Here is a 12,604-nt window from a genome sequence, read left to right as displayed (position 1 = left end):
AGGGCGGGGTTCGGGGCGGAGCCCCGATCGTTCTTCTCACTCCTGCAGGCGGTCAGCTCGTCACAGGTCAATGACACGATCCCGGCCGGCCACAGAACGCCGGGAAACGAGCCGACTTCGTCGGCGCTGAACAAAGCTTCCTCCCCTCCTGACCCGCCCACTATGGGCCGACACGACCTCCGCGCAACCGCCCGCCTCCGGCGGCCCCTTCGGGGTTTCAGCAGTTGCACTCCGGCCGCTTACGACCCTTCGTTCCACGTGCCAGGAGGGGAGGAAGAAAGTCGGCCAAGCCATAGGGCTGACGCTCCCGCCGCCGGGCAGGAACCGGAGGCCCATGATGGGCGTACCCGCAGTGTTAGGCATCTTCAGCGACGACCACGAGGGCGCATTCGTCACCGATTGGGCGTCCCCCGAGCGAGTCGTCCCCGCGCTGGCTGGGTGGATCGAGAGCTGCCGCGAGAACCACGCCATCCCTACCGCCACCAACTACCGGGAGTTCGCTGAGACCGACCCCGACGGCAATCACTTCCGCGACGACTTCCCGCCCGACACCGCAGAACCTGACGACCTTCAGTACCGATACGTCGTACGCACGGGCGCGTACGGAAGCGGATGGATCGGGGATCTGACCGTCTGGCGCGCGCGTGAGCGACTCGACCGCGAACCGGTCCTGACCGTCTGGCACCAGATCCGGTTCAGCCACGGTGACACGAGCTCCATTCACGCCCTCCCGTTTCACGGTCTCCTGCACATCATCAAGTTTGTACGGTCGCTCGACCGGCCCCAGCACACCGGCCCAGCACTCCAGACCTGGACCGAACTGGCCACCTGGCACCGCAGCAAGGCAGGCGCAGCATGATCGGCTGGCTGGACCTGGACGACATCGTCGACCGCATCCACGAACGCGGAGTATGGGCGTACGTCGAGATGACCGGCGGAGGGGTCGCCACGATCTTCGCCGGAGCCTGGCACACCGGCTGGGATGGCGAACACCCACGCACCGTGTACGCGGCCGTTGCTGGCCCGGGCGATTACCGCATGCCCGAGAGCCCGAACACTGGCCACACCGACGAGTTCAACATCGGCGCCGACGACCAGGGCGAAACCTTCGGGATCGACTGCGCCGAGCTAGAAATAGCGTCCTCGGCCGACGTCGCCGACCTGATCGTTGCCCAGGCCCGCCTGCCGCTGGGCAAGCACCTCACTGCCCGCCAGGCGCGCCGAATCCTGCAAGGAAAGCCCCTCAGGTGGCCGCCGCGCTGGCTCCGAGTACGCCGTACCCGCTGCCACCCCAGCTGTTCATGCCGAGGCCGCACCTGACGATGTGACCTGGCTGGGAGGAGGCCTCGCTCGAATCGAGGCCTCCCCCAAGCTGCGTTGCCGCAGGCCGGGTGCCGTGTCTTCGGGCATCGAGCCCGAAGACACGGGCTGCCGCTCTCGTCCCCCACGCCCCCGATGACACACCCCGGACACTGGGAGACCGGCCCGATCAGCAAGCCGGGGCAAACGCAGGCAGAAGCCTGACCCTCAAAGACACGATCCAGCCGGCCTCCGGCCGCACGAACGAGCCGACTTCGTCGGCGCTGTTAAGAGCGTTTCCTCCCCCTCCTGGCTCTCCATCATCACCCGACACGTCCGGGGGTCAACCGCCGTCGACCCAGGCGCGTGTTCTCCGCTGCGCTGCGCCCACGCGCGTCGCCGGCGGTTGACCCCCGGCCGCTTACGGGTGGTGAGTTCCGCGCCAGGAGGGGGAGGAAGAAAGTCGGCCTGACGAAGGCTGACACTCCCGCCGACTGGTGGAGTGGAGCTAGTCACGTGGTGGCTGAAGTACAGAACATCAACGACCAGAAGCAGACCACCCAGCAGACGCCGGACTGGTCACTTGAGTGGCACGACCCCCGCACCCTGCTGACCGACAAGAACATCCGCGAGATCCAACCGGACCCGGAGATGATCAGGAGCGTAGCGAACGTCGGAGTCCTGCAACCGATCATCGGGGTCCGCGCCGTCGGGGGGCAGGTGCGGGTCCGGTACGGCGAAGGCCGCACGCTCGCGGCGATCGCGGCTGAGCGCGACCTCGTTCCGGTGATCGTGACCGGTCCGGAAGGCGACTCGAACGCCGAGGAGATCGCACGGATCATCCGGCAACGCGCCGAGAACACCTACCGCCAAGGCATGACGGACAGCGAGCACGCGAACTCGGCGTACCAGCTGAGCCTGTACGGGATGGCCGAGAAGGACATCGCCGCCGAGCTGCAGATCCCGCGTACCGAGGTCCGGGCCGCGAAGAAGCTCGGCAAGTCACAGACCGGCACAGCGATGCTGGACGACAACGACGGCCTCGACCTGATCACAGCCGCCAAGATCGCGGAGTTCGAGGACAACCCCACGCGAGTCGCCCGCCTGCTGCACTACGTGAATCGCGGCTGGCACGACGACATCGACGGCGTGATCCGCGCGTACAAGGCCGAGGACGAGCTCGCGGCCGAGCGCGCGAAGGTCCAGGCAGAACTGGAAGCCCAAGGCATCCGGGTGACCGACGAATCAGTGGGCTACAGCCGTCACGACTCGGTGCGCTACGTGACAGAGCTGCGCGACGAAACCGGCGAGTCTCTGACCGCCGAGCAGCACGCCGACTGCCCCGGCCACGCGATGGTGATCGAAGACGTCGAGTACTTCGTCAAGGCTGACGGGACGCTGACCACGGACGTGTACGCGTTGCCCGAGGGAGAGCAGGCCGACGCTCTGCCCTCCGAGGAGCGGCTGGAGGGGGTCGCGGTGTGCGACCAGGCCAACGAACTGCACCCCGGACCGCAGAGGCCCGAGCAGGCGCCGGAGGAACTGGCCGCCGACGAAGACCGCGAGGCACGCGAGGCCCAGCGGAAGGAGGCCCAGAAGGCGGACCGCCGCCGGGTGATCGCAGGAAACAGGGAGTGGGACGCGGCCGAGCCGATCCGGCGCGACTGGGTGCAGAAGCTCCTGCAGCGCAAGACACCTCCGGAAGGCGCGATGGAGTTCCTGACCGGCGAAATGCTGCTCGCTCAGTACGCCGTCGCAGACGGTTTCCGCGACGGCCACGTGCTGGCCGCTGACTGGCTCGGCGTCGAGCCAGGCAACGAGGACCAGCCCGCATGGCAGACGATGCCCGCGCCGCGTCGGCTGGCGCTGCAGAAACTGGCTGAGGGAGTCACCGACAAGCGGCGAATGGTGCTGCTGCTGGCGCTGGTCCTCGCCGGGAACGAGAAGGCGCTCAACCGACACTCGTGGCGTCAGGAGGACCCGAGCGAGGGATGCGCCCAGCGGGGTTACCTGCGGTTCATCATCGACCAGGGCTACCCCGCATGCTCGGTCGAACGGCTCGCCGCTGGCCTACCCCAGGAGCCCGTCGAACCCGCGACCGAGGTCGACGCCGAAGACCCGGTCGAAGACGTAGACGCCAGCTAGGACGCGAACACACGACGAAGGGCCGGGACATTCGTAGTGTCCCGGCCCCTCATCATGCGCCGCATCATGCCACGCTCTCCGCCCCAGGAACGCGGCGCGGGAGTCGAAGTCGAGGGCATCGAACCCTCGACCACGAAGCTGCCGCCCTCTGCCACAGGCACCCGGTCAGAGCAACCCCACGCGTCAGGACAGCCCCAGAAAGAACGAAGAACTAGCCAGCCCGCTGCGAGGACGCCGGCGGCAAGTAGGCACTCAGAGCCACCGACACGAGCTCCGAACGGCTCACCTTCCGCGCCCGCGGAGACAACGCCCGGAGATGAGCCGTCACCCAGTCACACAGCCGATCGATCACGACCAGCTCAGCGACCGTGGGCCGAAGCCGAAGCTGCTCAAGATGATCAGGCTGACCACCCGTCGACACCGTCGTACCCGCCGATCCCGCCGGCCTGGCCGGAAACAGGTCACCAGGCCTTGCCGAAGGCCGACTCTTCACAACAAGATCCGGCAGATCGTGGACCGTGGCCCGGATCGCATCAAGAACCAGCACCGTATGACTCGGTGCCTGGTCCCGTGCCGCCTCGAACCGGCGCATGATCGACCCCGGAATACTCATCGACGTCGGAGACGGCAGCAACGCCGACGGATCGGCCGGATCAATCGACAGATCCGGCAAGGCCAACGTCGCCACCTTGCCGCGGCTCGAAGGCTGTGCCTTGGCTGGCCGAGCCGGAGGCGGCGAGGCAGCAGGGGCCGGGTCTGTCGCGCGGCGCTGGCTCGCGACTTCGGCCGGGCGGTCGGTCACCGCGGCTGGAGCCTCGGCAGTGGTCGCGGCGGGCCGCTCGATCTCCGGTTGATCCTGCACCCCAGGTGCTGGATCACCACTCGCGTGGCGATCGTCGGGAGCAGGTGCAGCCGCTACCTCGAGCGCCGGCGGCTGAGTCGCGGCCACGGGCTCGTGCTCCTCAGCCGTTTCGTGCTCCTCCCCCGCGCCAGTACCTGGCTTCGGGAACTTCGGCGCCCCAGGCGCCCGAGTCCTGCGCTCACGCCGACTTCGAAGAGAATCCAGCCCACTCGGCTGCTGACTACCCGAGACCATGCAAGATCACCGCCTTCACCACTGCCCTCATGTCATCCACGAACTGCACGTACTGCCTCGGAACCGGCCGCTTGGCCGACACCGCCATCGAGAGGGTCCGACGAGCCAAAGGCTCAACACGGCTGATCGGCGGACCCACCGGGACATCGAACTTCGTGCTGATCTTCTGCAAGCGGTCGATCATCAACGCACTCGGCGTCGGTGGCACCTTTGTCGGGATGATGAGGATGTTGTACTCACGCATCTCGTCGAGTTGCCCCTCCAACGCCATTAGCGACTGATGCTCGAGCAGCGTCGGCACAACGATCACTCGGGATACCCGCATCGCGCCGTACGCCATCGGGTGACCACCGGGATGAGTGTCGACCAGAACCGGGCGCTGCCAATCTCCGCTCCAGCGCTCCAGATGCGTCGAGGTGTCATCCATCGTCGGCTGGTTCTCTGACAGATCCGGATGCGCCGGCACGAAGTCCGACTTATACGGCCCACCCTTCAACGGCCTCGGAGTCCGCCCCGTATCGAACGCGTCGAGCAACGGCGCATTCTTCCGGTTCTCGTACAGATAGCCCAGGAGCCTGGTCAGTCCCCCAAGGTCCCAGTCGAGGTCGACGGTGACGGCGTCGAGCCACCAGCCGAGCTCCCGCGCGAGAGTGGTCTTCGTAACGCCGCCCTTCGAGGCCCCGACTGTCACAATGAGGCTGGACAGGAACTTGGCCAGCTCATCGTCTGGGATCCCGAGTTCGAGTTCGCGGAGCCTATCGACAGGCGCAATGTGCGTCCTAGCGGAGGGTTCCGCGGGAGCGTCGGCGCTGAAGCTGGCGGGTGATAGGTCAGTCACGGCGATGTGTCCCCTGCTGCGGCGGGTAAGCGAACCCTTCCTGTATAGAGCCACGCGACCGTGGATGTCTACGACGACACACGTTATTCGGTCGAGGTCTGCAGCCGATCCCCCGCACGAGGTACTGAGGCACAAGCCGAGTGAAACCACAAGCAATGAAGTGGATGACAGAGCGAAGAAAGTAGCACCGGCAGTACCTCGCGGTAGGCGGCATGACAGTTCGCCATCATCCACGCGCCTGTGTCTGGCAAGTAGGACACGCGAGATAACGCGCATGATATCTCATGAAATAAGTTGCGACTCGTCTTAATTCTAATGAGCGACCATGGGAATCGCGTCTGGCCCACCTGCGGGTGGGGCCTCCAGTACCCAGACCCCCGCGCTCCCGCTCAGCTCCCGGTCGGGTCCTGCAGCTCGGCGACGCTGTCGGTGTCTACCTTCGCCGTGTCGTCGGTGTGGCCGATCTGCACAAGTGCACACTCGACTACGCGCTGCGCGGCTGCCGCGCCGGTCACCTGCTGACCCTCGAGCACCGGTACGCCGGCCGCGCCCGGATCCTGGATGACGACGTAGACGTTGTGGCGCAGGTCGTTCACTGCTTTCACCGCGTCAACGCTGATGTCAGCGTCGAACGACGACCCGATGCGCGCGAACGTCCCCAAGGCGTCGACCAGCTGGTCCCAAAAGTCTTTGACGTCCTGGAATGCCGGCGCGGCGTCAGGTCCAGGGACATCGCGCAGCTGCACCGGTACTCGGTAAGTGGTCATGCCAGATGGTGGCATGCCAGCGGCAGGCGAAAGCTGGCGACCGCCGTCGGGCGGGCGAGTGGCAGCCATCCGACCCGCCCGGGCCTGGATCGACCAGGCCGAAGGCCTGAGCGGTCCGGCAGGCCCAGTGCACCAGGAGAGGCCGGCGGGTGAGTGGCTGCCGCTTCGGCCGGTCTCCGCCGCGCTGATTGGCAGCCATCGCAGGCCCGACGTCAGACCTGCTAGGAAGCCCCACGAGGGCCCATCCGGGGAAGCCGCCACGCGTCAGTTCTGTTGCATTACTCCGGCGTGCCGTCACGAGATCTGTTGCAGAATCCGGAATGCTGTGCGCATGCGCCCCAGATCAGGACGACCCGTAGGGCGCCCCAACGCGGGCGCATTCAGCGACTTCACGCCGGTGCCGGGTAAGACCACCTACCGGCAGATGGCGAACGTGCCCGTGGACCTGATGCCACGGTTCGCGGCCCGCCTGGAGGCGATGCAGAAGTCTGCGTCCTGGTATCTGGTCGAGCTGGTCCGCCGAGACCTGGAGACCTACGACGAGAACACCCCTCTTCCGGAGTGGTGGGACGACGTAGAAGCCCAGGGCTCGCTCATCCAGCTGCGCCCAGGCGGCGGCTTCACGCCGTTGCCTGAAGCAGTGGCAGCCACCGACGCCACCCATGACGAGGAGGACAAGACAGCCACGAAGACTGGCTGACAACTACAAGGGGCGGCTGCTAGCTGGCAGCCGCCCCACTGAAGTCCGAGAACGAGGTTGAGTTTCGCAGCCCTGCCTCGCTCGGTTCCACCGCTCGACCCGCCGAAAGGAGGGCCGTTGTGCTGCCGCCTGCGCAGGCGGCGACGGTTTCAGTGTCTCACGACACCCTGAAACCGCAAGCTCCGGTTACCGACGTGTCGGCAGCCATAGAGCTTGATCGCCTGCTTTTCCGTACCCCCGTACGCCTGATCGACGCAGCAAACGACCTCGTAGCGACCGTGCGATCACTCGACGCCGCACGGGACGCAGTCGCCGCCGGCCTCGGCGTGTCGTACTTCGCCGAACTCGCCCCCGGGGTGGCAGCCATCGACGTCGACCTCGACGACGCAGAAACGGCGGCCGCCACGCTCCACCGGCTCGTGCAGTGGTGCGACGACCACTCGGTCTGGTGGTGCTCGAGATCGTCAGGAGGCGGCCCGGGCCGCCTGCATCTGGTGGCTGTCGCGGGTGAGCTGATGCCGGTGCTGCACGATCAAGTCCTTGAGGTGCGCCGTACGTGGAAGCTGTCTGCCACTCAGCTCGACTGGCGGACAACGCTGCGCCCTCTCGCAGCACCTCACAGGACAACCGGGCTGAGCCATCCACCTGCGGATGGCTCTCGGCTCCTGTCCGAGCTCCTCAGCAACGGCCCCGGCAGCCACCGTCTCGGCGTGGCCGCCATTCGAAGGCCCCGGCCAGCGCCAATGGCAGCCAGCGGGACACCATCACCCGAGCAGATGGTGCCGCTGTCGCCGGCGTTCTGGCCGCGGCTTCGCCACCCTGGGCGGACCTACGGCGCCGATCGCTCCGCAGCCGAGCTGCTGGCCACGGCTGAGCTCAAAGCGGCCGGATACGGCCCTGGCGAGGCATGGAAGGTACTCGCAGATCCGGCTCACCTCATCGGAGCCAAAGCCCGTCAGAGAGGCCGGGCGTGGTGGGAAACCTACGTGTGGGCGGAGGCCAAAATGCCGCCGCGACTGGAGCTCGGTTCCGGGCCGCGGCTGCCACGAACATTCACAGACGGTTACGACTGGAACTGGCTGACATTCCCCATGGTGGGCGCCGTCCGCCAGCTGTGGGACGCCTGGTCGACCAGAGAACGGCACAGCGCGGAGCAGGTCGTGGCGGTCGTAACGGAGTACTGCACGGCAGCCAGGACGCTAGGGGCCGTCCCGGCCTCTGAGCGCTCTCTGGCCGAGGACACGGGCTTTGACCGGCAGACGTGCCGCAAGGCCCTCCGTCGGCTGTGTGAGGCCGATCTGCTGGTGCTGGTGGAGAGGTTCGACTACGCCTCGGAGGAGGGACAGGGAGACCAGGCCAACACCTACGCACCGAACCTCCTGGCCGTCGATTTCTCGACCAGGTCACTAACTCACCCACCGAGCTGTCACACCCCTCCGCCCGCGCACCCCCTCTGGGTCGGCCTTCCCCGCGGCAGCCTGAGCTTGTGGATAACCTCCGCCCTCCACGGCCTGTGCACCCCTGCGGAGCTACGGAAGAAGGCTGGCTACCAGGAACCCAAGAACGGATCTCTGAGCACCCGGCAGCAACAGTCACTGACAGGGCGGATGACGGAGCTGTGCCGCAGAGGTCTGCTCACTCGCAGGGGTACGAAGTGGACTACTGAAGGCTGCCGCAAGACGCCGGCGGCCCCAGCGGCCGGTTGGTCGACCTGGCGGGCGCTGCGTCGCAAGCACGCGGCCGAGAGGCTCGAGTTCAGGGCGGCCCGGGCCGCGAACCGACAGGCGTTCCGGGAGCGCTGGGAGGCCGGCCGACAGCGCTGCGCGCTACGACGCGCTTCGGCCGATCGACAACGCCGAGCCCGCTGGTGGCGGGAGCTGCCACCAGCCGAACGAGCACTCCGGCAGCAGGCCTGGAAAGAGATCTACAACGACCTGCAGCCGGGCGATCGCCACCGTCGCCGCGCACTCCTGTGGTCGCGTCGCGCAGACGCTGAGTTGTACGACCGCGAGGTGATGCTCGCGTCATAGACAACAAAATTCGAGACGCTCAGAAACGCGTCAGATTCAGCCCGTGACCGATGGTCCCGGGCTACTGTAGGGTGCTCTTAGAGTGTTCCTGGGGTGTTCCTCTGACCCACACCCACCCCCATCCCTACCTGCGGCAAACCTTGTCCCAGACCGACACCTCCCTCCTCCAACGACAAGGACGGAGGTGTCGGTCTGGGACAAGGAGAAATGGGGGTGGGTGTGGGTCAGAGGAACTAGGTTGTGACGAGTGCTGATGTAGATAGAGGTAACTGAGGAAAGCAAAAGACAAGGGAAGGAAAACAAGGGAAGGAAAGATCAAGGGAAGGAAAGAATAGGGAAAGCAAGGGAAAGAATTGAAGACTTTGACTTAGGTGCGTAGATGGCCGGGGACGGTCGGAGAGCTGGGAGGTAGCGAGTGGCCGGGATGCAGGGCGTGGGCAAGCGCTGGCAGGTCACCCATCGAGACGTCGAGTGGTTGACCTGGCTAGGACGCTGGCGAGGCGCGACCGCTGCCCAGGTCTGCGAGGAGTTCACCGCCCGCGGCGAATCCGCCCCACTCAAGGCCGCCGAGCGCCGACTCCGAGGCATGAAGGAAATCGGCCTCGTCGAGTCGACGCGCATGGTGCACGACCTCCCCAGCGCCTGGAGCCTGACCCGCGAAGGGATGTCACTCGCCGGCGTCGGAGGCCGGGTCGTAACGCCCCGACTCGCCGACTTCCGCCACGACCACGAAATGGTCGCAATCGCCCGTGCCGTGGCTGTGGATAAACCCACCCACGAGATCCTGACCGAGCGCGAGATCCGACGGATCGACACCCCGGACCAAGGGTCCCCGAAGGACCCCCGGTACTCCGTCCGGATCCTCGGCACCGGACGGTCGCTGCGCTGGCTCTACCCAGACATGGTCACTATCGCGCCCACCGGTGCCGTCTGGGCACACGAGCTCGAGGCCAGCCGAAAGGACAGCCGCCGACTCGTCCGACTGATGCTCGCCTACATCTACGCTGACCACATCACCGGCGTCCGGTACTACGCAGTCCCGGCAGTGGCAGCCATCGTCGAAGCGGCGGCCGCCGAAGCCAACGCCAAGGCCGCCGAGCTCGGCAGACCCCGCAAGATCTCCGTCGAACGCTGGAGAGACATCGCTCCTCGTCCTGCGACCTCCACCTCGCAGGGGCGGGCTCCACACCGGAAGGATGGTCACGGTGAGTAAGCAGGTGCGAGGACAGATAGAGAACCGCCCGCGGCTTCCGAAGAGCGGCACCGTCCGCGAACGCGAGACCACCGACCTGGCTGCCATCGGCCGCGGAGCGGCCGCCGTCGCGGGCCTGTTCAACCCCGTCGTCGCCCTCGTGAGCATCCTGGCCGTGTACGTCGTACACAAGGTCCCCGGGCTGCGGAAGCAGCCCGGGCGGAAGCTGTTCTTCCTGTCCCTCATCCCGACCGTGATCGTCGTACTGGCGACCGTCTGGAGGCTGTACGCCAAGCCGTACGTCGAGGCCTGGGACGCATTCGCGAACGGTCCCGGGAACCCGCTGGCCGACCTGCGGGCGGCCGCGGCAGCCAAGTGGCCGCTGTGGATCGCCGAGCAGCTCCCTGTGGCTGTCACCCTGGCAGCCACGATCGCGTTCGGGATCCTGTGGCGCCGGCAGCGGTACCACGCCGACTTCCGCGAAGTGACACAGAACGCAGACCCCACCGCCGTCGCCGCCACCGTCGCCGCGATCGACCGGCCCGGCCCTGTTATCCACGTACCCAGCACCGACGAGCTCGAGCTGCGCCTCGGCGCCCGCGTCTCCGACGCCGACACCTACACCCTGCCCGGGAGCAGCGTGTCCCTGCACATGCTGATCGTCGGCCCTACCGGCTTCGGCAAGACCACCACCGTCGACCGACTCACCTGGGAACTCACAGCCTCACCTGCCGCGGCACACCTGCGGAACCCGCACATCATGTTCGACCTCAAGGGTGACCCAGACGTCATCGAGGCGCGCCGCCGGATGGCAGCCGCAGCCGGCAAGCGGGTTCACGTCATCACCGCCGACGGCCGCGGAGCGACTACGACGTACAACCCACTGCGCCACGGAACGGCCGCACAGATCAGCAACAAGCTGATGCAGACCGAGGCCGCATCAGCCGACGGCGGATTCTCCGAACCCTTCTACCGGGCGGTGGGGGAGCGGTGGCTCCACCTCGCCTGCCGTGCCCTGCTGGACCTGGTCGAGCAGCAGGTCCAGCACGTCGACACCCGCGGACGTCGGCGCGCCTGGCGCCGCGACCTGACCGACTTGGTCGAGCTGTTGCACCCGACCAGAATGGGCCGAGTCGCCGGCTCCCTGTCGGCCCAGGTCGGCGCCGACGTGCAGCGGTTCCTCGTCGACGAGGGTGACTCAAACCTGGTGAAGTCCGTCAGCGGGATCTACCACCGGTTCGCAGGCATCAGCGAAAGCGCCGCCGGACCCGTACTGGTCGACGAGCCTGGAGGGCTCGACCTCTACCAGGCGATCGCCGACGGCGACTACGTGATCTTCTCGCTGAACGCGGCGGCCGACATGTCAGCCGCCCGACGCATCGGCAACCTGGCGCTGCAGGACCTCGTCCTGCTCAGCGACCGGCTCCAGAACGAAGGGTTCCGGCACACCGGCCGCCGCTGCTTCGTCATCGTCGACGAGTTCTCCGGACTCGGCGGATCCGCCCTCCACGCGTTCTACGCCCGCGCCCGCAGCGCCGGCATCATCGCCGGCATCGCAACCCAGAGCGTCGCCGACCTGCGCGCAGTCTCCGACGAGTTCCACGACGCCGTACGCACCAACGGCAACGTCATCATCCTCCACCAGCAAAAAGGCGACTCGGCCGACGAGTGGGCCAAGTGGATCGGCACCGTCCAGGGCTTCCAGGAAACCCTCCAAGTCACCGACGACCGCGACAGCCTCGGGATCACCACATCGGCCAGCGGCGTCGGCAGCCTGCGGTACGTCGACAAGTTCCGAGTCCACCCGAACGAGCTGAAAGAGCTCGGCCAAGGCGAAATCATCGTCATGGTCTCCCACCCGGAACGAACCCAAGACCAGGTTGCTGTCGCGCTCGCGCCCCAGCTTCCGCCGGCACCTGCCCCCGTGGTCGAGCCGCCGACATCGGCCCAGAGGCCCGTCGACGTCCTGTCCCCGGCTGGACCGGATCCGGTCGGTACTGAAGTGCCGACCGAGTCGCAGGCCTCCACCGGCCGGGATGAACTCAGCCCTGACGAACTGGCCGACCTGTTCGGATCAAGCGCCGCGGCCGACGACGACCAAGCCGGCGCTCGCTAACCCGATACGGCGTTCGCCAGCGCCTGCAGCGCCTCAGACAAGGCCTGGACGATCTCGACCAGCTGCTCGAGGGCAGCCAGGCGATCGTCCGGCGACAACACGATCACCAGCGCGACGAGCCCGATCGCGCCGACCGCCAACAGCACCGACGTCCACGAGATGCCGAGGGCGAGGATCTGACCAGCCGACCGGCGCCCACGCTGCGCCCGCCTGCTGACCTCGCCGTTCCGCTTCACGCCGTACTCCCTCGGTCCAGACGCCGGGATCCGCACCCGGCCTACCTCTGTATCGGCACATCAGGTGCGCGAACCTCAAACTCATCGTCTGGACAGCGTCCAGCTACCCGACCCTTAAGGTCGCGTCGAGCAACAAAGCCGGCCGAGACCCGGAAGACACCTGGGCTCCGCCCAAGACCCGACCC

General features: G+C 67.0%; 11 protein-coding genes. 7 read left to right on the top strand and 4 right to left on the bottom strand.

Translation table 11 applies throughout. From position 1 onward, the window contains the following. Positions 1-337: 337 nt before the first annotated feature. The 3 genes from ACGFIF_RS44210 to ACGFIF_RS44200 all read left to right on the top strand — a co-directional run bounded on the left by ACGFIF_RS44210 (position 338) and on the right by ACGFIF_RS44200 (position 3,444). On the top strand, positions 338-859 hold the full coding sequence (locus tag ACGFIF_RS44210) for a hypothetical protein (RefSeq protein ID WP_393163942.1): 522 nt from the start codon (positions 338-340) through the stop codon (positions 857-859). Further along, positions 856-1,320, top strand: a complete 465-nt coding sequence (locus ACGFIF_RS44205; protein ID WP_393163939.1) for a hypothetical protein — start codon at positions 856-858, stop codon at positions 1,318-1,320. The genes ACGFIF_RS44210 and ACGFIF_RS44205 overlap by 4 nt, the downstream gene beginning before the upstream one ends. Before the next feature lie 498 nt (positions 1,321-1,818). Beyond that, positions 1,819-3,444 (top strand): ParB/RepB/Spo0J family partition protein, encoded by a 1,626-nt coding sequence (locus ACGFIF_RS44200; RefSeq protein WP_393163937.1) that lies wholly within the window; start codon positions 1,819-1,821, stop codon positions 3,442-3,444. Between the two features lie 211 nt (positions 3,445-3,655). On the opposite strand, the gene ACGFIF_RS44195 is transcribed toward ACGFIF_RS44200, so the two are convergent. The 3 genes from ACGFIF_RS44195 to ACGFIF_RS44185 form a co-directional block, all read right to left on the bottom strand. Continuing rightward, positions 3,656-4,393 (bottom strand): hypothetical protein, encoded by a 738-nt coding sequence (locus ACGFIF_RS44195; RefSeq protein WP_393163935.1) that lies wholly within the window; start codon positions 4,391-4,393, stop codon positions 3,656-3,658. 133 nt (positions 4,394-4,526) lie between these two features. Further along, on the bottom strand, positions 4,527-5,432 hold the full coding sequence (locus tag ACGFIF_RS44190; RefSeq protein ID WP_393163933.1) for a ParA family protein: 906 nt from the start codon (positions 5,430-5,432) through the stop codon (positions 4,527-4,529). A 335-nt stretch (positions 5,433-5,767) separates the two neighbouring features. Continuing rightward, positions 5,768-6,145, bottom strand: coding sequence for a hypothetical protein (locus ACGFIF_RS44185; protein WP_393163931.1), 378 nt, complete (start codon positions 6,143-6,145; stop codon positions 5,768-5,770). Positions 6,146-6,569: 424 nt separating this feature from the next. Between ACGFIF_RS44185 and ACGFIF_RS44180 the strand changes: the two genes are divergently transcribed. From ACGFIF_RS44180 to ACGFIF_RS44165, 4 genes are all read left to right on the top strand, one after another. Further along, positions 6,570-6,845, top strand: coding sequence for a hypothetical protein (locus tag ACGFIF_RS44180; RefSeq protein WP_393163929.1), 276 nt, complete (start codon positions 6,570-6,572; stop codon positions 6,843-6,845). 119 nt (positions 6,846-6,964) lie between these two features. Then, positions 6,965-8,875 (top strand): hypothetical protein, encoded by a 1,911-nt coding sequence (locus ACGFIF_RS44175; RefSeq protein ID WP_393163927.1) that lies wholly within the window; start codon positions 6,965-6,967, stop codon positions 8,873-8,875. Positions 8,876-9,290: 415 nt separating this feature from the next. Then, positions 9,291-10,088, top strand: a complete 798-nt coding sequence (locus tag ACGFIF_RS44170; RefSeq protein ID WP_393163925.1) for a hypothetical protein — start codon at positions 9,291-9,293, stop codon at positions 10,086-10,088. Next, a complete protein-coding gene (locus tag ACGFIF_RS44165; RefSeq protein WP_393163923.1) occupies positions 10,081-12,183 on the top strand; it encodes a type IV secretory system conjugative DNA transfer family protein in 2,103 nt (700 codons plus the stop codon). Before ACGFIF_RS44170 ends, ACGFIF_RS44165 begins: the two co-directional genes overlap by 8 nt. Here ACGFIF_RS44165 and ACGFIF_RS44160 read toward each other — a convergent pair. Continuing rightward, positions 12,180-12,419 carry a hypothetical protein gene (locus ACGFIF_RS44160; RefSeq protein ID WP_393163921.1) on the bottom strand — a complete coding sequence of 80 codons (240 nt, stop codon included), beginning with the start codon at positions 12,417-12,419 and terminating at the stop codon, positions 12,180-12,182. The two genes, ACGFIF_RS44165 and ACGFIF_RS44160, sit on opposite strands and share 4 nt — an antisense overlap. Positions 12,420-12,604: the final 185 nt, after the last annotated feature.

This window comes from Kribbella sp. NPDC049174 (assembly GCF_043197365.1).
Lineage (GTDB): Bacteria > Actinomycetota > Actinomycetes > Propionibacteriales > Kribbellaceae > Kribbella.
This window is presented reverse-complemented; position numbering and strand designations above follow the sequence as displayed.

Excerpts from the sequence above, each read along its gene's own strand:
- ACGFIF_RS44185 (WP_393163931.1), bottom strand. The coding sequence starts at position 6,145 with ATGACCACTTACCGAGTACCGGTGCAGCTGCGCGATGTCCCTGGACCT.
- ACGFIF_RS44210 (WP_393163942.1), top strand. The coding sequence starts at position 338 with ATGGGCGTACCCGCAGTGTTAGGCATCTTCAGCGACGACCACGAGGGC.
- ACGFIF_RS44180 (WP_393163929.1), top strand. The coding sequence starts at position 6,570 with ATGGCGAACGTGCCCGTGGACCTGATGCCACGGTTCGCGGCCCGCCTG.
- ACGFIF_RS44205 (WP_393163939.1), top strand. The coding sequence starts at position 856 with ATGATCGGCTGGCTGGACCTGGACGACATCGTCGACCGCATCCACGAA.